The sequence below is a fragment of the Neorhizobium turbinariae genome, assembly GCF_023223505.1.
Taxonomy (GTDB): domain Bacteria; phylum Pseudomonadota; class Alphaproteobacteria; order Rhizobiales; family Rhizobiaceae; genus Neorhizobium; species Neorhizobium turbinariae.
This window is the reverse complement of sequence record NZ_JALPRY010000015.1, coordinates 125933-147048: the sequence shown is the minus strand read 5'-3', so window position 1 is coordinate 147048 and position 21116 is coordinate 125933. Positions and strand designations below refer to the sequence as shown.

Here is a 21116-nt window from a genome sequence, read left to right as displayed (position 1 = left end):
TCCTGGGTGGGCTCCATCGTCAGGGACGGCAAGTTCAACAGCAAACTGACGGACGATGAACTCGATCGAACCAAAATCATTCAGCAGGAGCACGCCCGGGACATTGACCGCGCCCTGAAAGTAGATTTCGGCGCTGCTAAGCAGACACTACCTAGCCCGGACCAGTCCAGCCTGCTCGGCTGGGATATGCATGGGAAGCTTTTGAATAGGCCCTCGGATGAGGTCAGCGCAGGACGTGCCGAGGCGGCCGCGGCGGCTGCGATCGGTGCGGCAAGCGGTCGGTTTGCTTTCGACGCCAGAGCGGATGCCGCGGCGGCATCAATCCCTGAAATAATCAAAGCCGTCGACTTGCGTGGCGACGTTGTTGCGGGCGATGGCCTTGGCGGGCTGTTCATCGACCAGGACAACGGCAGCGCCGACAACTTCACGTCGGCTGATGGAAGGACATGGTATCGCAGCGAGGATGTCGGTTATCGCAGGCTCGGCAGCACGGTTAAGCAAGGTCTTCGGCCGGACTTTCAGAACCGCCACAGGATGAGAATTCATGCGATCCTGCCAGGCGGCTTTCCTGACGCGCCTACTCTCGTCGAGCAGTACAACTACAACGGCTTCTACGATCAAGGTGTTTTGCTGGATGAGCGAGCCGGGCAGTTTTTCTTCCTTAAAAACCCAGGCTCGGGGCTTAACGACTGGTGCTGGATTGAGGTGCGGCAGGCCGTAGACACGCCGGATGGCCTAGTCCCAGGTCCCTATATATCGTGCTTCTCCGCCGGCGCTCAGTACAATGAGGGCGCAGTGATTTGGTATGACGGAAGCACCCGTTATCTTGATATCGGGATGGGCAACGGCTCTAACCAGATCGGGCGCTATAACGTCACCACTCTTCCGGCAACAATGACGCGGCTGGCAAACCCGAGCGGCGGCTCGCTTTTCTCGGTCCCACTGAAGGTTCAACTTGCAGGTCGAGGACGCCGCCGGCTGGTCGAAAGCAGCGGTGCGCCGGTGAGCGTTCGTCGGAAGTATCTGCATACCTTCTACGACGAGACCTACGCAGCAAAAGGGATTGTCGACTTCGGCATTGCGGGCACGGGCAACGATGCTGATAACATCTCCGGAACAGCCAACTCTGGAGCAATGGCCGCCGCCATCACGAACACCTTCCCGAAATCGCAGGGCTTGGTGCTGGCCGAAGATTATATCATCCACACAGTGGGGGGGTACTGGGATCCGGCTCAACCCGAACTGGGTTACTCGACCCACGGCGTAAAGGTGTTCGATTTCAAGGGCCGCCAGTTAACGGAAGCTCTGATCAAAGCTTCCGATCTCAAAGCAATCATTGAAGATTTACCATCACCACCCACGGTCGCTCGCATAGAGTGTGAGGGCGGGTTCATCACCAGCGACAACCGTGTCTTCACTCTCGCGATGCTTAGATCCGGGGCTGTAGTGAACAACGACGCGATGTCCCGGGTTATCATCGAGTGGTTTTCTGCAGGGGAGGACTCGGTTGACATCCAAGACAGGGCAGTCGGATCTTTCGGGAGCGTCATATCGCCCTTCAGAAATGGGCGCCTAGTTTCTCTCACCAACCCCGCGACAGGAGGAGCGTTTACGGGCCTGGGGGATCTTCTTGATTACATGACCGCTACCGACGAGACGTTCGTGCAGTTCGCGGCAGCAAATTTCCCCATAATCGCTGATCTGAATGGGGTGGCGTTCCCGGCCTTCGCAGCTGTACAGATCCAGATGCTGGACAACTATTCATGGCGTATCCGCGCGCGGAACAGGACAGTCGAGAAGGAGTATCAGATCAGCGGGAACCCACGTGTACAGACGATGGCGGTAATCCGCGACGAAGGGACCTTCTCGCCGACTTTGAAGATCAACAATGCTTCGACCGGCATCGTGTATTCTGCCCAACGCTCAGGGGCATGGAAGCGAACAGGCGACGTCATCACGATCGAATTCATCCTCGAATTGACAGCCAAGGGATCTCTCACGGGCAATGTCACCATTGATCTCCCGGTTGCACCCGCAAGCAATAACGGGACCGCTGACTTGATGGCTCAGGGAATGGCCGGGCTTACATCACCTGTCATGGGAGTTTGCTTCACCTCTGGTGTCATGACGCTCTACCAAAATGCCGCGACAGGCCGCGCGGCTGTGACGGATGCAAATCTGACCAGCACATCTGTGCTCAGAGGAAGTTTTTCGTATCTGGCGGCCTAAATCGAAAAGTCGTTGCAAGGCTTCATACGGTTGTGCATGATCTCCCTTACAAGTTTTAGGAGGGGTAATGAGCAACGACTACGCGAAGTTCATTTTGGGCATTCAGGAGGCCATGCTTATCAGCGCCTTGCCGTCGGATAAGGCCGAGCATCGGCCTGCTCGAACGAGGACAGTTCACGACCTAGCAGAAGTTGTCGTGGACATCGTAGCTGAGCTTAAGCCTGACGTTTGCCTGGAGATCGGTGCTCATGCCGCCGATTTCTCGAGACGCATCAAGCCACGGCTACCGACGGCGCGAGCGGTAGCGTTCGAGGCCAATCCCAAGGTCGTAGCTCGCTTCAAGAAGCAGGCCGAGGAAATGGGCATCGAATACTTGCACCAGTGCATTGCGGACAAAGATACCAAGCTTAAATTTCAGGTCCCTGGGACTGATCACGAGTATGCTTCCATGGGCAGCATCCTGACCTACAAGGAGCTTGATAGCGTTGCAACGTATGAGGTGGATGCCGTACGTCTTGACAATTTCTCGAACGTCTCTTCGAAGCGAAACGTTATGTGGATCGATGTCGAGGGGGCAATCGGGCAGATCTTGGACGGCGGACCGAAGGCATTGACGAACTGCGTAGCGCTTTTTGCGGAGCTTGAGGGGCAGAAGCGCTGGGAGGGGCAGATCCTTGATATGGAAGTCGTAGACCGCCTCGCCACCGTTGGGCTCGTGCCAATCCTGCGGGACATCCAACGGCATCGCTGGCAGCACAACATCCTTTTTGTGCGGGAATCTGAGCTGGCAAACAGAAACATCCTTCGGATCTGCGCCGCCTATTGGCAGCGCAACATCAATGCCGCCGTAGCGAAGGAAGCATCGGCTGAGACGAAGAGAAAGGCTGCAGGCCTGATAGCGATGATGCCTCACTAGGGAGGGACACACACCCGAAGCCGGCCATGCAGTTGCCGTCAAAGATGTATCTGAGCCCGTCCATCATTTGACGCCACCCCTTCGGCCTTACCATCGGCTCCAGTTTCAAAGCTGGGGCCGTTTCCATGACAAAGATCCTGCCAATCGCAGTGCCGGCACACGCCATGCTGCTGCTCGAATTCATCTACAGGACGGAAACCGGCAAGAACCGTCCGGCCTGCTACGAGGTGATCTACGGGCACAACCAGTCCAAGCTACCAAAGCCCCTTACCTCGATGTCGCTCGGCGAAGTGATCGACGCCCAGGCCGACTGGACAAAGCGCTTCAAGTCGAGCGCGGCTGGCGCAGGTCAGTTCATGCGCGCCACCCTCATTGGCATCGCCAAGGAGATCCCGGCGCTCCGCGGCGATGTGCCTTTCAACGGCCCCCTGCAGGATCGCCTCGCCTACTACCTCCTCCTCCGCCGCGGCTACAACGACTTCATCGACGGCAGAACAGCGATCATCGCCTTTGGCAAGGCCCTGGCTCAGGAGTGGGCAAGCTTCCCGGTTCTTGCTGACTGCAAGGGTGCCCACCGCCAAGTCCGCCGAGGCCAGAGCTATTACGCCGGCGACGGCCTGAACAAGTCACTGATCACGCCGGAGATGGTGGAAGCCATGCTCCGAACGGTGCTGCAGGCGGCAAAAGAGGAAATCCGCCATGCCCCGACACCGATTGCCAAGCCGGAAAACTCTGGCCCTACGCCGCCCGCTATGACCGATTTCTCCCCCGTGCCGGAGCCGTCGGCCTGGGCGAAGCTCTTTGCCGCCCTGATCAAGTTGTTCGGGGGCAGCCGATGACCGCTGTTCTGATCCGGATCGGCCTGCGTTACCGCGCAGGCGCATTGATAGCGAAGGGGCTGATTGCTCCGGACGTCGGCCTGCAGATTGCCGACGACGTCGACCTGCAGCAGGCCATTGAGGTTGGCATCGGGGTCGCCGCCGGCGCGGCCTCCGAGATCTGCTACATACTGGCCCGCAAGCTGGGGTGGGCCAAGTGATGCTGGCCTGGCTGAAGCTTATCCCCGGCATCCTGATCGGCGTGGCGCTCGCCACCGTGCCGGCCTGCAAGTACGGCCAGTCGATCGAGCGCGACGCGGCCGCGATCGAGGAAGGCAAGCGCGCGATCGAGCGCGTCGGGCAACTGGAGAGAAACAATGCAGATTTCAAGAAGCTTTCGCCTCGCGATCGTTGCCTTGTGTTCATGCGTGACAGCGGCCTGCCAGAGCAATCCTGCGACTGAGGGCTCCGGCTATCAGCTGGTGACCTTCGCCGATCCGGCCGCGGCCCGTGCCGCCTCTCAGGACGGCGCGGCTGGTCCTGCCATCTCGTCGAACAACAAGCAGTGCCGAGCCGATCCCGGCTGTAGGAAGTAGGAGCTCCGCATGGTTACCAGAACCTTCACCGCCACACGGACACCCCTGAGAACTGGCCGCGATGCCATCAACGCGGCTGTCCATGGCGTCCAGAGCTACAGCGGCTCCCTAGGCGGGAAATCGTCATCTTCACCCTTCATGGCGTATTTCCCCTGATGGAAAGATCCATCAGTCTAGTGAGGCGTCCTACCGCCTCTGTCCCTTCTGATCCGCTACACGAGGCGCAAACCCACCTCGCCATAAGGCGATGGGAGCTCGGCTTCACCTCAAGACTGGCAGCGCTCGATCGAAATAAGCACGAGAAATGGCCGATATTGTTTTATTGTGTTCGGTTAGCACCAAGTCACGGAAGACCGGCGAGATTTTAGCTCCCTGCGCTGCTGATTGTTGCAGAAGCAGCCATTGGTAAGCACGAACCTCCATCTCAAGCAAAGCGCACGCGCCACTCACGGAAATATTCTGCCATCGTGACCCAAACCTAGATGTTGGAAACGGCTTAACTTGCTCGTTATCGACCACCATAAGCGGAGACTTGTCCGGACCAGAAAGTGTCTGGTAGGCGGCCGTCCCGGGGATGCCGAACAATCGGGGGAAGATCGGGATTCGAGGGGCGCCGCGCCCTTCGGCCAACTCTATTTCGATCAGCCCGTCTGAACTATGGTTCCAGTGGGTGGGATATGCGTAACCCATCCGTTCCGCCAAGATGAAATCTGACGAGACAGAGAGCACCAGAACGTTGTTGAATCGAAGCGCGAATGCAGACGGTTGGTTTTGAAAACCCAACGAACTCGCACCTAATATATTCAAACCTTCTGTCGTGCAGTCTAGTAGCGAAACGCGGATCAATCTGTCTTTCGTCCCGAGTCTGTCCGCAATCCCAAAAGTCATTGGAACGTTTAGCGGATTCCCACTGCGGGAGACGACCCACCACCAAAATCCCACCCTCACTTTATCTATCCAGTCGGCGAACTGGCCTAGTTGGCGAGGCGTTACCTCGTCGCCGCTTTGGATGGCTAGCAATGCAGTTCTTGCTAAATTCTCAAGTTGTGAAAATTCCGAATTACAAGATTGGTGAGCTGGCACTGTTAGCTTTCGCCACGGTTCATGAACGCGTATATAGCCCCGGCTTGAGTGCAGCTTTGCATAGAAGGGCCTCGCCGTTCCAGTGGTTCCCGTTTCTCGCATTGCCCATTTTGGGATCACATGCTCTTCGTTTTTCTTGAAAAGCTTTTCCCCACAGAAGACGCATCGTCCCTTGGTTCCGATACGATCTATGCTCAAACACTCCTCCTGCTATTGTGCACGGCGCCTTGCGCCCCCTCGATATTTTATACATTCGTGTCGTATTGAACCGTTTGGCGACGATCCCGCCCGCAATGCGGGGGTTCTCGTAGATCCCCAGGAAGATGGCATGCTCGCCATCCTCCTTAAGCATCGTCGAGCAATGTCTGCCCGAGCGCAACGGCATTGTTCGCGGTCGAGTGCGGCCGCAGGTGTGGTTCGGCTTTTATCCTATCTCCGCGCGCTGGAAGACAGCCATGATGCGCTCTTATCAGAATGCCGGCACTTGATCTGACACCAAATATGGCTACCGCGATTTGCTCGCATGGTTAGTGGCTGAGCATTTGACCATAGCGCGATCGATGTAGTCTGCAGCATCGAGATCCGGAGCGCGCTGTGGCTACATCCAACGAAGATATCATGCGGGAGCTCGGCCGGCTCGGCGAGGCCTTCCGGCAACTTCGGGAGGACTTCAACGATGAGCGCGAGGCCGCGCGGGAAAACCGCTCCAGGATCCATGCGCGCCTCGACGACCAGACCAACCGGATCAACGAGATGGAAACAACGGTCATCCTTTCCGGTCAAACGGTCACACAGCAGCGGGATGTTATCTCGCAGCTGACGACGAAGGTCGAAGAAAACCATCAGGCAGTGCAGCCCTCGCTCGAGGACTGGAAGAGGATCAAGACGCTAGGCTGGGGCTTCTCCGCGCTGCTGGTCGCGATCGGCGTCACCGGCGCCAGCGTCCTGATCTACATGGGTGAAGCGGCCGTGACGATCGTCCGGAAGTGGCTCCGCATCGATTAACGGGAAAGCACGTAAGGCTTCATAGTTCCACGTCGCCCTCCCCGCAAGTGATTGAGAAAGTTCGATCCTAACCTGACTTTTAATCAGTAGGTCCAGGGTTCGAATCCCTGCGCTCTCACCACCTTTCTTCCGACACTGAGGATAGCCAAAACCGACACTGGTGCTTCCCTGCACCCCACGTACGCCCGCCCGATACATTCGGACTCGGCCGCCTCTTTTCCCCTTCGTTAAGCCTATGTTGCACCTCTGCCACGCGATCGCGTCGAATTAACGCTCGTTTAGGGCAGCCCGTCCCTAATGTTCCGACGATGCTGGATTCCGACGATGGCGACAATTGATTGCGCCCACGGCACAGGACGGTAGAATCACATGCTTGACGCCAGAAAAGATGATGGCTTTCGTGGTGCTTTGAGAGCTTTTGGTGCGTCCGTGGCAAGGGGAGCGAGCACCTTCTACTGGCGCCACGCGGGGATCGTTGCTTTTCTCAGCCTGGCCGGCTTCACCATCGCGTTTTTGGCAATCGCCCAACTCCGGCCGATCTACAACTGGGACGCCCTGCCCTACATCGCCGCCAGCGTGCGGGATCAGTTCGGCTCTGCCGAGGAGATTCATCAGCACGCCTATTCCATCCTTCAACAGGCCACGTCGGTTGAGGAATTCACCGAACTGACGCAACTGGATGCGTACCGCCAACGGCAGTTCACCGACGCGACCGCCTTCATGTCCATGTTAGGCATGTACGAGATAAAGTGGTTGTACATCTCGCTGCTGCAGGTCCTGGAGCGTTTCGTCGGGCCGCTTGCGGCCTTCGATGTCATCAACGCGGTGGCGCTCATCATTCTGTCCGTCTCGATCGTTCTATGGCTGAGCGCAACGCGGCTCTCCGGTTTCGCCCCGCTGGTCGTCGCCCTGATGTTCGTGCTGCAACTGCAAGGATTTGCTGTCACACAGCAGCCGGACTTTCTCGGCAACACGCTGCTTATCGCCGCGCTTCTCGGTTATGATCGAGAAAGAAACTGGCTAGGCTCAGCCCTGCTGTTTCTCGCCATCCTCACCCGTCCCGACCAGATCGCCGTCGCCGGCATCTTGATGGCGCTCGCCTGGTACCTCGGCGACCGAAACATCAGGATCTTTGCACTGACCTTCGCGGTCAGCTTCGTGTGCTGGCGGATTGCCGACCACAGCGTGCACAGCATCGGCTGGTGGCCGCACTTCTGGTTCTCGACCTACCAGATCCAGGAGGACATGACCAATTTCAGGCCAGACTTCTCCTTGAAGGTCTACCTGACCGCTATCGCTCTCAACCTCTACCGGTCCCTCTTTCACAACACCTGGCTTGCGGCCTATGTCATCGCGCTGTCCCTGGGGGTGCGGATTTACTTCCGCCACGCGGTGCCTGACGTCAGGTCGCAGATCCTGCTGCTCACCTGTCTTCTGTCCGTGGCAGCAAAATACGTGATCTTCCCGCTGCACGACGGACGGATCTATTTCGCGCCGCTGTTCGTGTTCTTCCTGATCGCGCTGAAGGTTTTGTCAAACGCATCAGCCTCGGCCCCGCTGCGTGAACGCTAGGTCTTCAAGGCTTGGCGGGAACAACAAGCGGGGCTGTGCATTTCCCACTCCGTCAGCATTCGCTGATGGTTTGATCGGAAAGGGGTTTCTCATGAACAGCATCGTTTGGTTGGTCGGCGCAGTCGTTATTATCTTGGCCGTTCTGAGCCTGCTTGGCCTCCGCTAATTTAGAATAGGCAGAGGGGTGATCCCGTAACTGGGCTGTGCGTGCGCGGCCAGGATCTGCCAACATATTCATCTTCAAGGCTTTAAGGGCACCCGCTTCGGCGGTCGGTGCCCTTAGCGTTTTGGTCGAGCCGAAAAGTGCGACTTCCTACGGAAGATACTGGATTAAGATGCCGTGGACTCCTATCAGGAAGCGCAGCGCCGAATCCTCCGCGTTCGACCATTCCGGAAACATACACAGCATGAACACTCCCTGGAAAAAGCCCGTTCTCGTGCGGCTCGGCGAGCCGCCGGTTGAGACAACCATCGAAACCACCCAGGCAGCAGCATGGGCGATGATTGAGGATTGGCCGACTGAGGATGGCACGCTTCTCGATCGCGCGCTCGCAGTCTGTGCCGCTGTCGATGCTGGCAAACGCAAGCCGGAAGACGCGCGCAAGGCTTTTGCGGATGCCGCCGCGGAAGCCGGTATCCTCATTAGATCTTGATTTGACGCAGGCCAGCACGACTCTCAAAGTAGCTCGGCCACGAGACTTCACGAAGCAGTGTTTCGCGCAGCGGAACCTTGGATTGGTGATGCCGTTACCATGCCGAAGGAGAAACGCATGCGCATCATATTTGTGGTCCTGCTCGGCTCGGTCCTCAGTATTCTGGTATTCAAGTATATGGACAAGTCGATCGGGGACAGCACGCTGCTGGCCTCGCCGGCTGAACTTTCAGCAATGAACTGACTTTAAGATTTCATCTTTTTGAACTGCCGCACACACTGAGGAACAAGGCGCGTCTGACGTTGTTCTCCTGCAACAAGGAGGGTTGGCGATGACTATACAGAACATGATACTGGCACTTGGATCAGCTGTCGCAGGCGGACTGCTCGTAGCACTTCTGATGCATCCGGAAACGCCGACGGTAACGGCCGCCGCGAAATCCGCACGTCTCAGCGGTTCACCGGCTGAAACAGCATTCTTGCCCGAACGCTTCGGAGTGCCTGCCCTGTCGCAGTAGCGGCAAAAGAAAACCGGCGATCTTAGGTCGCCGGTTTTCTTCGTTTCGAACGCTTTTACTGGACGCTCTTGCCGCCGTCTTCTTCTTCGAAAGTGATGGCCACGTCGCCGTTTGCAGAAAGGCGCACGCGGTCACCTTCGATATCAGCGACGAGATCAAGCGGGATGAAGTGGTGGTGGCCTTCGTGCCTGCCCTGCCCGCTATCCTTCTTCGTCAACTTGATGCGACCGCCTTCGACACGATCAACCGTGCCGACATGCGCACCATCGGCGCCGATCACTTCGGCATGTTCCTTGATTTGTCCTGCTTCGATCATGGTGATCTCCTTTGTTGCGCGTGAGGAACGCGTGAACATGCCGATGGATGCATGGTGCACAAAAGAAGCTGGCGGTTACGCGCCGCATGTCACCTTACCTATGTTTAAGTAGGACGCAGGCGCGACCTATGTCATGGAAGGCGCAAGACGGTGGCTGCTTTCCGTCATGATGCAGCCGCATTGCAAGGAGTATCGGTTGAACATGCAGAATGCGCCTGACCCAGCGGCAAAACGTTCCGAGCCTGATCTGGCCGCGATCCTGGCCGGCTCCCCGGGTGGACGGAAGAAACGCAGGTTCCTTTGGCCGCTGCTAACGCTGCTAATTCTGGTGGTAGCCGGCGTCGCTTACTTCTACATGGGCAGCAGCGGTCCACGCTATGACTATCCAACGCGCCCCGCCAAGGTGGGTGACTTGTCAGTGGTGGTCACGGCAACCGGGTCTGTCCAGCCCACCGACCAGGTGGACATCTCCAGCGAGCTTTCCGGCACCGTCCGCAAGGTCAATGTCAGTTTCAACAGCGCGGTAACGCAGGGCGAGGTGCTGGCGGAGCTCGATACGAGCAAGCAGGAAGCGGATGTGCAGAATGCCCGCGCCCAGTTGGCATCGGCGCAGGCGAGCGTGCTGCGCGCAGAAGCGGAAGCGGCTTCCGCCAAGAACACCTTCGACCGGCTGACCGGCCTGGTGACGAACCGCATCTCCACGCAACAGGAACTCGATGCCGCCCGCTTTGCCTACCAGTCGGCGCTTGCAGCGAAATCGGTGGCGGAAGCGTCCGTGCTGTCCGCCGAGGCAGCTTTGCGATTGGCCGAGCTCAATCTTGCAAAGCTCAAGATCGTGTCGCCGATCGACGGCATCGTGCTGACGCGGGCCGTTGATCCGGGCCAGACAGTTGCTTCATCGCTCAATGCGCCGGTGCTCTTCACCATCGCCGGCGACCTGAAGCAGATGGAGTTGCAAGTGGCGGTCGATGAGGCCGATGTCGGCCAGGTGCAGGAAGGGCAAAGTGCCGTTTTCACGGTGGATGCCTATCCGGAGCGGCAGTTCCCGGCGACCATCCAGGCCGTGCGCTTCGCCTCGGAAACCGTCTCCAACGTCGTCACCTACAAGGCGGTTCTGACGGTCGACAACAGTGATCTGCTGCTGCGCCCCGGTATGACGGCAACGGCAGACATCACCGTCAAGTCTGTTGAAGACGCGCTTCTGGTGCCAAATGCGGCGCTTCGCTACTCGCCGCCAACGACCGCACGCGCTCGCGGCAACTTCCTGACCCGTCTCTTCTCGCCTCCGCGGCCGCGTGGTGGAAACCGCGGCGGCAGTGCCGATGATGCCGCGGCAAACACCCGGGCCGTTTACGTCCGTCGCGATGGTGCGCCACCGCAGCGGGTTCGGGTCGAAACAGGTCCGACAGACGGTGAGTTCACGGTTGTCACCTCCGGTGACATCAAGCCTGGCGACCAGTTGGTGACGGACGCCGTCGCACGTAACAACTGAGGGCCGAGATGACGCTGCCTCCCCTCATCACGTTCAAGGACCTGTCGAAATCATACGGTCGTGGTGAAGCCACCATTCGCGCGCTGGACAAGATCAACCTGTCCATAACCTCCGGCGAGTTCGTCGCGATCATGGGACCGTCGGGTTCTGGCAAGTCCACCGCGATGAACATCATTGGCGGCTTGGACGTGCCCACATCCGGGGAATACCTTTTCCAGGGAATCCCGACGAGCGCCTTCGACCGTTCCCAGCTGACGCTGCTGCGCCGTCACATGCTCGGTTTCGTTTTCCAGGGCTTCAACCTTCTTGCCCGCACCTCGGCGGTCGAGAATGTGGAGTTGCCGCTGGTTTATCGTGGCATGGAGCAACGGGAGCGACGGCGGCGTGCGCTGCTGGCACTTGAACAGGTGGGACTTGCCGGACGCGAGAACCATACGACGCAGGAGTTGTCCGGCGGCCAGCAGCAGCGCGTGGCAATCGCCCGCGCCATCGTCACGGATCCGGCCGTATTGCTTGCCGACGAGCCGACCGGCAACCTGGACACCAAGACCAGCGTCGAGATCATGGACCTCATCACCCGACTCAACCGTGAGAACGGCATCACGGTTATCATGGTGACGCACGAGGAAGACATCGCCGCCTACGGCAAGCGCCTGCTGCGCTTCGTGGACGGGCACCTTGCGTCGGACGAACTCCAGAACGCGGAGGCCGAGCATGTTCTTTGAGACCGCGAAGCTCGCTTGGCGGGCCATCAGCCGCAATATGCTGCGGTCCTTCCTCACCGTGCTGGGCGTGGTCATCGGCGTCGCTGCCGTGATTGCCATGGTCACGGTCGGCAATGGCACCACTGCAAAGGTTCAGGCAGAACTTTCGCGGCTCGGTACCAATACGCTCTTCGTGCGTCCGGGCCACTGGGGCCCGGGGCGTGCCAGCAGTGAGGCCAAGCGTTTTAGCGACAAGGATGTGCTGGCAATCCAGGACCAGGTGAGCGGCCTGCGCGCAGTGGCGCCGGTGAACCGCGGCACGGCAACGATCATTGCGGGCGGCGCCAACCATTCCTCCAGCGTCATCGGCACCACCAATGACTACCTTATCGCCCAGGATTGGACGATCGCGCTCGGTCGCGAGTTCCTGCCGAACGAGGATCGCGGCAGCCAGGCGGCCTGCATCATCGGCGAGACGGTGCGCAAGGAACTGTTCGGGTCGGCCAATCCCGTGGGCCAAAATATCCGGGTCAGCAATGTCGCCTGCCCAGTCGTGGGGGTGCTGGCGGTCAAAGGTCAATCCGGCATGGGTGATGATCAGGATGACACGGTGATCATGCCGCTCAAGCTGCACCAGCGCCGCATCGGTGGCACGACGACCATTTCCAGCATCATCCTCTCGGCACAGGATGGCGTCTCGACCGCCAAGGTTCAATCGGATGTCGAGAACCTGCTGCGCGAACGTCGCCGCATCGGCATCGGCCGCCAGGATGACTTCTCGGTCAACGACATGTCGCAGATCGCCGCGGCCATGACCGGCACGACGGTGCTGCTTACCGGTCTTCTCGGTGCAGTGGCAGCCGTCAGCCTGCTTGTAGGCGGCATCGGCATCATGAACATCATGCTGGTGTCTGTTACGGAGCGAACGCGTGAGATCGGCATTCGCCTTGCGATCGGCGCCCTGGAACGTCAGGTGTTGACGCAGTTCCTGGTAGAAGCGGTGATGCTGTCGATCTTCGGCGGTGTGTCGGGGATTGTAGCGGGCCTTGGCCTCGCCTTCGGCGTCGTCAGTTTCCTCGGCGTGCCGTTCGTGGTCAGCCCGACCATCATCATGCTCGCCTTCGCCTTCTCCGCAGCGATCGGCATGATTTTTGGCTACTTCCCGGCGCGCCGGGCGGCGGAGCTCAATCCGATTGAGGCCCTGCGCCACGAATAAGAAAAGGGCCCGAATCGGCCCTTTGAAAAAAAACGAGAATGTTGCCTTGGATCAGGCGTGGGCTTCCGCTTCACGCTGCTTGGCAAGTGCTGCCAGATCAGCGGGCTTCAGTTCCACGGACTCGCCACAGCCGCAGGCGGATGTCTGGTTCGGGTTCACGAAGGTGAAGCCGGAGCGCATTTTGGTCACCTCGAAATCCATTTCCGTGCCAAGCAGATAAAGCACTGCGGAGGGCTCAATCCAGACCCGAGCACCTTCCCGCTCGATGAGGTCGTCCTTCGGGTTCGGCTCGGTCACGAGATCGATGGTGTATTCCATCCCGGCGCAGCCGCCCTTCTTGATGCCGACACGAATGCCTTTTGCATCAGGGCCGGAACCGGCGACGATCTGCCTGACACGCGCGGAGGCTGCCTCCGTCATCGTCATCACTGCAAAACCCATGGACTATTCTCCTTCCGCAAGCGGGTTCAAGGCCCGCCGCTTCATGGCATTAATGTAAGATCTGGATGTAAATGGATCAATACCAGCCGACGGCCACCTGGGCCTCTTCCGACATTCGCTCGGGCGTCCACGGCGGATCAAACGTCATCTCCACTTCGACGCCAGACACGCCTTCCACGGCGCCAACGGCATTCTCGACCCAGCCAGGCATCTCGCCGGCAACCGGGCAACCAGGCGCGGTCAGGGTCATGACGATCTTCACCATGCGGTCATCTTCGATGTCGATCTTGTAGACGAGGCCCAGTTCGAAGATGTCGGCAGGGATTTCCGGATCATAGACCGTTTTCAGGGCCGCGACGATATCGTCGGACAGGCGAGCGAGTTCATCTGCTGGAATTGCCGACTGGATGATCCCTTCACGGGCATCCCACTTGAACTCGGTTTCTTCGACGGCCATGGCATCATCCTCAGGCAAAGAAGTTGCGCGCATATTCCAGCGCATCGGCAAGCGCGTCTACTTCCGCGCGCGTATTGTACATGCCGAACGATGCCCGGCATGTGGAGGTGACGCCGAAGCGTTTCAAGAGCGGCATGGCGCAATGGGTACCGGCGCGCACCGCCACGCCCTTACGGTCGATCACCATGGACACATCGTGCGCGTGGATCCCCGCAAGCTCAAAGGAAAAGATGCCGCCCTTGCCCGGCGCATTGCCAATGATGCGCAGCGAGTTGATGGCCCGCAGCCGCTCTGCCGCGTAGGCCGCAAGATCGGCTTCATGGCGAGCGATCGCGGCACGACCCACCTTCTCCATGTAGTCCAACGCATAGCCGAGACCAATTGCCTGCACGATTGGCGGCGTGCCGGCTTCGAAACGATGCGGCGGATCGTTGTAGGTGACGTTGTCTTCGGTAACGTCGAAGATCATTTCGCCGCCACCCTGGAAGGGGCGCATTTCCTTCAGACGGTTCGTCTTGCCGTATAGCACGCCGATGCCGGACGGACCGTAGAGCTTGTGCCCGGTCATCACATACCAGTCGCAATCGATGTCCTGGACATCGACCGGCATATGCACCGCACCCTGGCTACCATCAACGAGCACTGGAATGCCCCGCTCGTGTGCGATGCGGCAGATTTCCTTGACCGGAACGACGGTGCCGAGCGCATTCGACATATGCGTGATGGCGACGAGTTTCGTCTTTTCCGTCAGCGAGTTCTCGAAGTCTTCGATGTGGAAGGCGCCCTCGTCATCCACCGGCACCCAGACAAGTTTTGCACCCTGACGCTCCCGCAGGAAATGCCAGGGCACAATGTTGGAGTGGTGCTCCATGATCGAGATGACGATCTCGTCACCCTCGCCGATCTTTGGCACGCCCCAACCATAAGCGACCGTGTTGATCGCTTCCGTCGAGTTCTTGGTGAAGACGATCTCGTCGATCGAACCCGCGTTCAGGAACCGGCGCACCTTTGCGCGCGCCGCTTCGTAGGCTTCCGTCGCAGCGTTCGACAGATGGTGCAGGCCGCGATGGACGTTCGCATATTCAGCTGAATAGGCGTGACTGATGGCATCAATCACGACCTGCGGCTTCTGCGCGGACGCTCCGTTGTCGAGATAGACGAGGGGCTTGCCATGCACCATCGTCGACAGGATCGGAAAATCCTTTCGGATGGCTTCCACGTCATAGACGCCAGACTGCACGTTCTGGTCCATCGTCATTCTCCTTGAGCGCGTGTCGAAAAGCGACGCCGGTCAGGCGTGCTTTTCGAGCCAGGTCGAGATGATCGCTTCCAGCGCCTCGACAAGCGCTTCGTCTTCCAGCTCTTCGACGATCTCGGCCACGAAGGCATTGACCAACATGGCTCGCGCCTTGTTCTCCCGCACGCCACGCGCCATCAGGTAGAAGAGATGGTTGCGATCGATATCGGCGACGGTTGCACCGTGGCCGCAGATCACGTCATCAGCGAAGATTTCAAGTTCGGGCTTCGCCGAAAAATCCGCGTCATCGGACAGCAGCAAGGTGTTGCATGCCATCTTCGCATCCGTCTTCTGGGCATCCGGCGCGACCCGGATCATGCCCTGGAACACGCCGCTTGCCTTGTCAAACACGACGTTGCGGATGATCTCCGTCGAATTGGTATTTGGCACATTGTGGCCAAGCACCAGCGTCACGTCCGTGTGGCTGTCGCCGCCCAGAAGGTTGACGCCACGCAGCGTAAGCTCAGCGCCCTCGCCTTCAACTTCGATCCGTAGTTCCTGGCGAACCAGCTTGCCGCCGGCGTTCACCACGAATAGCCGAAGTTTCGCTTCCGTGCCGAGCTTGATGCGAATCTGGCCGAGATGCGTGTCGGTGGCACCCTGCTGCTGCAGGATGATCCAGGTGACTTCCGCGCCGTCTTCGAGCACCACGTCGCTGATCGACGAAACGAAAGCATCACCCTCCGTCACCGACTGGTGACGCTCGATGATCGTTGCCTTGGATGCCGCGCCAAAGGTAGCGGGAAAGCGGGTGTGGATCTGGCCGCCGGCATGCAGCGCCTGCAACTCGATCGGCTGCGCCACTTCGATATTCGCCGGCACGTTGAGGGCAAAACCATCGCGAACAAAGCTGCCGTTGATGCGCCCGATGGCGTCGTCCTTGTCGAGTGCCGTCAGCGCAGCTGCAGCGGAGCCATCCACCAGCTGATCGTGGTAGGTCGTGACTTCGACGCCGTCGATCAAGGCCTCGGACGTCGCAGCGCCCTGCAGCACCGAAAGAACGGTAGAGCCTTCAAGCACTGGAGCGATCGGGTCGATGGCAGAAGCCGGTGCGGTCGCAGGCAGGCTGCGGAGCAGCGTCTTCAGGTCTGTATAGTGCCAGGACTCGATGCGGCGCGTCGGCAGGCCCGACTTCTTCAGGTCGTCGAGCAGGCGATCACGGCTGCCGATAACGGCGCCGTTGCCCGGCAGTTGGCCGATCTGGCCGCTGAAGGCTTCAACCAGGGCTGACTCGGCGGCGGTGAGACGAGGTGTCGTCTGCATGTTCATCACGCTTCTCCTTCGCCTTACGCAGCTTCCCCGATGATGTCGGCATAGCCGTTTTCTTCGAGCTGAAGCGCCAGCGACTTGTCGCCGGAGCGGATGATCTGGCCCTTGTAGAGGACGTGAACGGTGTCCGGCACGATATAGTCGAGCAGGCGCTGGTAGTGGGTGATCACGATCGTGGCGCGGTCCGGAGACTTCAGCGCGTTGACGCCGTCGGCCACGATCTTCAGGGCATCAATGTCGAGCCCAGAGTCGGTTTCGTCGAGGATGCAGAGGTTCGGTTCAAGCAGCGCCATCTGCAGGATCTCGGCACGCTTCTTTTCACCGCCGGAAAAACCGACGTTGAGCGGACGGCGCAGCATGGCCTGGTCGATCTTCAGCTTGTCGGCAGCTTCCTTGACGCGGCGGATGAAGTCCGGCGTCGTCAGTTCGGCTTCGCCGCGTGCCTTGCGCTGCTCGTTCATCGCTACCTTGAGGAACTGCATGGTGGCAACGCCCGGGATCTCCACGGGATACTGGAAGGCCAGGAAGACGCCCTTGGCGGCGCGCTCCGCCGGATCCAGTTCAAGGATGTTCTCTCCGTTGAACAGGATCTCCCCTTCGGTGACTTCGTAGTCTTCGCGGCCCGAGAGGATATAGGAAAGCGTCGACTTGCCGGAGCCGTTCGGGCCCATGATGGCGGCCACTTCGCCCGGCTTAACCGTCAGGTTCAGGCCGCGGATAATCTCAGTGCCATCTTCAGCGATACGAGCGTGCAGGTTCTTGATCTCAAGCATCTTAATTTCTTTCCGGACATAGTTCATGGCGCACGGGGCGCGAGCGAATTCGTTGAAAGGGCGATCAGCCCACGGAACCTTCGAGCGAGATGCCGATCAGCTTCTGCGCCTCAACAGCGAATTCCATCGGCAATTCCTGAATGACTTCCTTGACGAAGCCGTTGACGATGAGCGCGATTGCCTCCTCTTCGGGAATGCCACGCTGCATCACGTAGAACTTCTGGTCGTCGGAAATCTTCGACGTCGTTGCCTCGTGTTCGATCTTGGCTGAGGCGTTCTTCACGTCGATGTATGGAACCGTGTGCGCACCGCACTTGTCGCCAATCAGCAAGGAATCGCAGTTGGTGAAGTTGCGTGCGTTTTCGGCCCGGCGATGGATGGAAACCTGGCCGCGATAGGTGTTGTTCGACTTGCCAGCCGAAATACCCTTGGAAATGATACGGCTCGACGTGTTCTTGCCGAGGTGGATCATCTTCGTGCCAGAGTCGATCTGCTGGTGGCCGTTGGAAACGGCAATCGAGTAGAACTCGCCACGGCTGTCGTCACCGCGCAGGATGCAGCTCGGGTACTTCCAGGTGATGGCCGAACCGGTCTCGACCTGGGTCCAGGAGATCTTCGAGCGTGCGCCACGGCAATCGCCACGCTTGGTGACGAAGTTGTAGATCCCGCCCTTGCCCTGGGCATCGCCCGGGAACCAGTTCTGAACCGTCGAGTACTTGATCTCGGCATCATCGAGCGCGACGAGCTCGACCACGGCAGCATGCAACTGGTTTTCATCGCGCTGCGGCGCGGTGCAGCCTTCGAGGTAGGACACATAGGCGCCTTCCTCGGCAATGATCAGCGTGCGCTCGAACTGGCCGGTGTTCTTTTCGTTGATACGGAAATAGGTCGACAGCTCCATCGGGCAACGAACGCCCTTGGGAACGAAGACAAAGGATCCGTCGGTGAACACGGCAGCGTTCAGCGTTGCGTAATAGTTGTCGGAGGTCGGGACGACCGAGCCGAGATACTTCTTGATCAGGTCAGGATGTTCGCGGATGGCTTCCGAGATCGACATGAAAATCACGCCGGCCTTCTTCAGCTCTTCCTTGAAGGTCGTGACAACAGAGACCGAGTCGAACACGGCGTCGACGGCCACCTTCGAAGTCTTGACGCCAGCTAGGATCTCCTGCTCGCGAAGCGGGATGCCGAGCTTCTCATAGGTCTTCAGCAGTTCCGGGTCGACTTCGTCGAGCGAGGTCGGTCCCGTCACGTTCTTCGGAGCGGCATAATAGTAGATGTCGTTGAAGTCGATCTTGGGGTAATCGACGCGCGCCCAGGTCGGCTCTTCCATGGTCAGCCAACGCTTGTAGGCATCCAGGCGCCACTCGAGCATCCATTCCGGCTCCTGCTTCTTGGCCGATATGAAGCGAATGATGTCTTCTGAAAGCCCTTTGGGCGCCTTGTCCACTTCGATGACGGTTTCGAAACCGTATTTATACTGATCGATGTCGATCCCGCGGACCTGATCGATGGTTTCCTGGACAGCAGGCATGTCATACTCCAAATCTTGCCGGGTCAAATTCCGGCAATTCTGTCTTTCTTTCAGGAGGACGTAAGCCTCCCTCATGTAGGCGCCAGAAGGCGGTTTTCACACCTTTTGGCAAGCGGAAATTTGCGTTTCCGCAAAGTGTCGACAGCTAGGCTGCCTCTCCGGTCGTTTTCCGACGACCAGCAATTTTCGCAAAGGCGGCGATCGCTCGATCCACATCGGCTTGCGTGGTCTCCGGACCGAGCGAAATGCGCAGCGCGCCAAGCTTCGGATCATGGCCCATGGCCGTCAGCACGTGACTCTCGCCGACCTTGCCGGACGAGCAGGCCGAGCCAGCCGATAAAGCGACGCCCTCGAGATCAAAGGCGATCTGGCCGGTCTCCGACTTCAGCCCCGGCAAGGTGAAGAAGCTGGTGTTTGCCACTCTTGCAACCGACGCACCATGAATGATGACGTCCGGCGCTGCCCGCCGCATGCCTTCTTCCAACCGCGCACGAAGAGCTTCGATAGCAGCATTGCGTCCCGAGACATCGGCTCCCGCCGCTTCCGCGGCCGCGCCGAAGCCGATAACGGCATGGAAGTTTTCCGTGCCGGAGCGGTGTCCCTTTTCCTGTCCGCCACCGCGGATGAGCGGCTTCGGCATCAGTACTTCGCCGCGCGAAATAACTGCACCGGCGCCCTTCGGACCGCCGATCTTGTGCGACGAGATGATCATAAAGTCTGCATCGAGAGCCTGGATATCAACCCCCATGCGACCAACCGCCTGCACGGCATCCACGATCATCAGCCCACCAGCAGCATGCACGAGTGCTGCAGCTTCCCGGACAGGTTGGATAATCCCCGTCTCATTGTTGACGAGCATGACCGCGACCATCGGCATGCCGGTCGTCTTGTCATGCGCCGACAGCAGGCTCTCCAGCGCCACGAGATCCAGCACGCCCGCGGGCGTCACAGGAACTTCCACCACATCCACGGGCTCAAATCGCCCGCCTTCGCGGATCGCTGGATGCTCGATCGCAGATACATAAAGCCTGCCGATCCGGATCGGTGCCCGGCCCATCCGGTAATCCGGCGTCAGCAGGAAGTTTGCGGCTTCCGTCGCGCCGCTGACAAAGGTCACATTTGCAGGCTCTGCTGCAACGAGTGCTGCGACCTGGCGGCGCGCCTTATCCAGCATGTTCCGCGCTGCGCGACCCTCGGCATGAACGGATGATGCGTTACCCGGCAGGTCAAAGGCGTCCAGCATGGCCGCGCGAGCGGCCGCCGATAACGGCGCCGTTGCGTTCCAGTCCAGATAGATGCGGTTCAACGCCATTGCCTGATCAGGTTCCGAATCTAAATAAGTCGATAACTAAGGGAAGTCGAAGGCCGCATTTTCCTTGAATTTTCGGCCAGCCTTGCCTTATGAGACGTCCCATCGGGCGTCCGAAGGGACTGCCCAAAGTTTCGAATGGTTCTAAACTGGGTTCTAGAAAAGCTGAGCGGCTTCGTCAAGTCAAACTCGACGCGAAAAACCGGCCAGAACCTCAAGCACGTTGACCGGAGTACCGATGCCCGAAGTCATTTTCAACGGCCCTGCAGGCCGCCTGGAAGGTCGCTACCAGCCATCCAAGGAAAAGAGCGCACCGATCGCGATCATCCTTCATCCGCATCCGCAGTTCGGCGGCACGATGAACAACCAGATCGTCTACCAGCTCTTCTACATGTTCCAGAAGCGTGGCTTCACGACCCTTCGGTTCAACTTCCGCGGAATCGGGCGCAGCCAGGGCGAGTTCGACCATGGTGCGGGCGAGCTCTCGGATGCAGCGTCGGCTCTCGACTGGGTGCAAAGCCTTCACCCTGATTCCAAGAGCTGCTGGGTTGCCGGTTATTCCTTCGGCGCCTGGATCGGCATGCAGCTCCTCATGCGGCGGCCGGAGATCGAAGGCTTCATGTCGATCGCTCCCCAGCCGAACATCTATGACTTCTCGTTCCTAGCGCCCTGCCCTTCGTCCGGCCTCATCATCAATGGCGACAGCGACAAGGTGGCCCCCGAAAAGGACGTCAACGGTCTTGTGGAAAAGCTGAAGACGCAGAAGGGCATCCTGATCACCCACCGTACGGTTGAAGGCGCGAACCACTTCTTCAACGGACACGTCGAAAAGCTGATGGCCGAGTGCGAGGATTACCTCGATCGTCGCCTCGACGGCGAACTGGTGCCGGAGCCGGCCGCCAAGCGCATCCGCTAAACA

At 59.2% G+C, this 21116-nt stretch carries 23 protein-coding genes; 14 read left to right on the top strand and 9 right to left on the bottom strand.

The genetic code is table 11. The annotated features are described in order from the left end of the window. Positions 1 to 6 precede the first annotated feature (6 nt). The 5 genes from M0654_RS14130 to M0654_RS14110 all read left to right on the top strand — a co-directional run bounded on the left by M0654_RS14130 (position 7) and on the right by M0654_RS14110 (position 4426). Positions 7 to 2229: a hypothetical protein gene (locus M0654_RS14130; RefSeq protein WP_248683683.1), complete on the top strand. Its 2223-nt coding sequence runs from the start codon at positions 7 to 9 to the stop codon at positions 2227 to 2229. 67 nt (positions 2230 to 2296) lie between these two features. Next, a complete protein-coding gene (locus M0654_RS14125; RefSeq protein ID WP_248683682.1) occupies positions 2297 to 3145 on the top strand; it encodes an FkbM family methyltransferase in 849 nt (282 codons plus the stop codon). Positions 3146 to 3270: 125 nt separating this feature from the next. After that, entirely contained in the window at positions 3271 to 3984 is a 714-nt protein-coding gene (locus M0654_RS14120) for a hypothetical protein (protein ID WP_248683681.1), read from the top strand. Next, entirely contained in the window at positions 3981 to 4184 is a 204-nt protein-coding gene (locus M0654_RS14115; protein WP_248683680.1) for a hypothetical protein, read from the top strand. Before M0654_RS14120 ends, M0654_RS14115 begins: the two co-directional genes overlap by 4 nt. Next, positions 4184 to 4426: a hypothetical protein gene (locus M0654_RS14110; protein WP_248683719.1), complete on the top strand. Its 243-nt coding sequence runs from the start codon at positions 4184 to 4186 to the stop codon at positions 4424 to 4426. Before M0654_RS14115 ends, M0654_RS14110 begins: the two co-directional genes overlap by 1 nt. A 394-nt stretch (positions 4427 to 4820) precedes the next feature. Here the strand turns inward: M0654_RS14110 and M0654_RS14105 are convergent, their stop codons facing one another. Then, positions 4821 to 5840 carry a hypothetical protein gene (locus tag M0654_RS14105; RefSeq protein ID WP_248683679.1) on the bottom strand — a complete coding sequence of 340 codons (1020 nt, stop codon included), beginning with the start codon at positions 5838 to 5840 and terminating at the stop codon, positions 4821 to 4823. A 396-nt stretch (positions 5841 to 6236) separates the two neighbouring features. On the opposite strand from M0654_RS14105, the gene M0654_RS14100 reads away from it, so the two are divergent. The 5 genes from M0654_RS14100 to M0654_RS14085 all read left to right on the top strand — a co-directional run bounded on the left by M0654_RS14100 (position 6237) and on the right by M0654_RS14085 (position 9389). Next, entirely contained in the window at positions 6237 to 6647 is a 411-nt protein-coding gene (locus tag M0654_RS14100) for a DUF1515 domain-containing protein (RefSeq protein ID WP_248683678.1), read from the top strand. Positions 6648 to 7016: 369 nt separating this feature from the next. Then, positions 7017 to 8219, top strand: coding sequence for a hypothetical protein (locus tag M0654_RS14095; protein ID WP_248683677.1), 1203 nt, complete (start codon positions 7017 to 7019; stop codon positions 8217 to 8219). A gap of 407 nt (positions 8220 to 8626) precedes the next feature. Next, the gene (locus M0654_RS14090) at positions 8627 to 8872 is read left to right on the top strand and encodes a DUF982 domain-containing protein (RefSeq protein WP_118849697.1); all 246 of its coding nucleotides are present in this window, start codon (positions 8627 to 8629) and stop codon (positions 8870 to 8872) included. A gap of 117 nt (positions 8873 to 8989) precedes the next feature. Further along, positions 8990 to 9115 carry a hypothetical protein gene (locus M0654_RS22790; RefSeq protein WP_282571638.1) on the top strand — a complete coding sequence of 42 codons (126 nt, stop codon included), beginning with the start codon at positions 8990 to 8992 and terminating at the stop codon, positions 9113 to 9115. An 88-nt stretch (positions 9116 to 9203) separates the two neighbouring features. After that, on the top strand, positions 9204 to 9389 hold the full coding sequence (locus M0654_RS14085) for a hypothetical protein (protein WP_248683676.1): 186 nt from the start codon (positions 9204 to 9206) through the stop codon (positions 9387 to 9389). 55 nt (positions 9390 to 9444) lie between these two features. Here M0654_RS14085 and M0654_RS14080 read toward each other — a convergent pair whose 3' ends face one another. Further along, positions 9445 to 9705 (bottom strand): DUF2171 domain-containing protein, encoded by a 261-nt coding sequence (locus M0654_RS14080; RefSeq protein ID WP_118851531.1) that lies wholly within the window; start codon positions 9703 to 9705, stop codon positions 9445 to 9447. 202 nt (positions 9706 to 9907) lie between these two features. Here M0654_RS14080 and M0654_RS14075 point away from each other — a divergent pair, with 202 nt between their 5' ends. From M0654_RS14075 to M0654_RS14065, 3 genes are read left to right on the top strand one after another with little or no spacing between them, the layout of a single operon-like run. Continuing rightward, positions 9908 to 11197: an efflux RND transporter periplasmic adaptor subunit gene (locus M0654_RS14075; protein WP_248683718.1), complete on the top strand. Its 1290-nt coding sequence runs from the start codon at positions 9908 to 9910 to the stop codon at positions 11195 to 11197. A gap of 8 nt (positions 11198 to 11205) precedes the next feature. Continuing rightward, complete coding sequence (locus M0654_RS14070; protein WP_248683675.1) at positions 11206 to 11922, top strand: ABC transporter ATP-binding protein; 717 nt, start codon at positions 11206 to 11208, stop codon at positions 11920 to 11922. Continuing rightward, positions 11912 to 13117: an ABC transporter permease gene (locus M0654_RS14065; protein WP_248683674.1), complete on the top strand. Its 1206-nt coding sequence runs from the start codon at positions 11912 to 11914 to the stop codon at positions 13115 to 13117. Before M0654_RS14070 ends, M0654_RS14065 begins: the two co-directional genes overlap by 11 nt. A 51-nt stretch (positions 13118 to 13168) precedes the next feature. On the opposite strand, the gene sufA is transcribed toward M0654_RS14065, so the two are convergent. From sufA to M0654_RS14030, 7 genes are all read right to left on the bottom strand, one after another. Next, positions 13169 to 13558 (bottom strand): Fe-S cluster assembly scaffold SufA, encoded by a 390-nt coding sequence (gene sufA / locus M0654_RS14060; protein WP_248683673.1) that lies wholly within the window; start codon positions 13556 to 13558, stop codon positions 13169 to 13171. Between the two features lie 76 nt (positions 13559 to 13634). After that, on the bottom strand, positions 13635 to 14015 hold the full coding sequence (locus M0654_RS14055) for an SUF system Fe-S cluster assembly protein (protein WP_118849692.1): 381 nt from the start codon (positions 14013 to 14015) through the stop codon (positions 13635 to 13637). 10 nt (positions 14016 to 14025) lie between these two features. Beyond that, positions 14026 to 15267: a cysteine desulfurase gene (locus tag M0654_RS14050; protein WP_248683672.1), complete on the bottom strand. Its 1242-nt coding sequence runs from the start codon at positions 15265 to 15267 to the stop codon at positions 14026 to 14028. A 39-nt stretch (positions 15268 to 15306) separates the two neighbouring features. Further along, positions 15307 to 16581, bottom strand: a complete 1275-nt coding sequence (gene sufD, locus M0654_RS14045) for a Fe-S cluster assembly protein SufD (protein WP_248683671.1) — start codon at positions 16579 to 16581, stop codon at positions 15307 to 15309. A gap of 17 nt (positions 16582 to 16598) precedes the next feature. Then, complete coding sequence (gene sufC / locus M0654_RS14040; RefSeq protein ID WP_118849689.1) at positions 16599 to 17354, bottom strand: Fe-S cluster assembly ATPase SufC; 756 nt, start codon at positions 17352 to 17354, stop codon at positions 16599 to 16601. 64 nt (positions 17355 to 17418) lie between these two features. Then, entirely contained in the window at positions 17419 to 18888 is a 1470-nt protein-coding gene (gene sufB, locus M0654_RS14035; protein WP_118849688.1) for a Fe-S cluster assembly protein SufB, read from the bottom strand. A 145-nt stretch (positions 18889 to 19033) separates the two neighbouring features. Continuing rightward, the gene (locus M0654_RS14030) at positions 19034 to 20200 is read right to left on the bottom strand and encodes a cysteine desulfurase family protein (RefSeq protein WP_248683670.1); all 1167 of its coding nucleotides are present in this window, start codon (positions 20198 to 20200) and stop codon (positions 19034 to 19036) included. Positions 20201 to 20435: 235 nt separating this feature from the next. Between M0654_RS14030 and M0654_RS14025 the strand changes: the two genes are divergently transcribed. Beyond that, positions 20436 to 21113, top strand: a complete 678-nt coding sequence (locus tag M0654_RS14025; RefSeq protein WP_118849686.1) for an alpha/beta hydrolase — start codon at positions 20436 to 20438, stop codon at positions 21111 to 21113. Positions 21114 to 21116 lie beyond the last annotated feature (3 nt).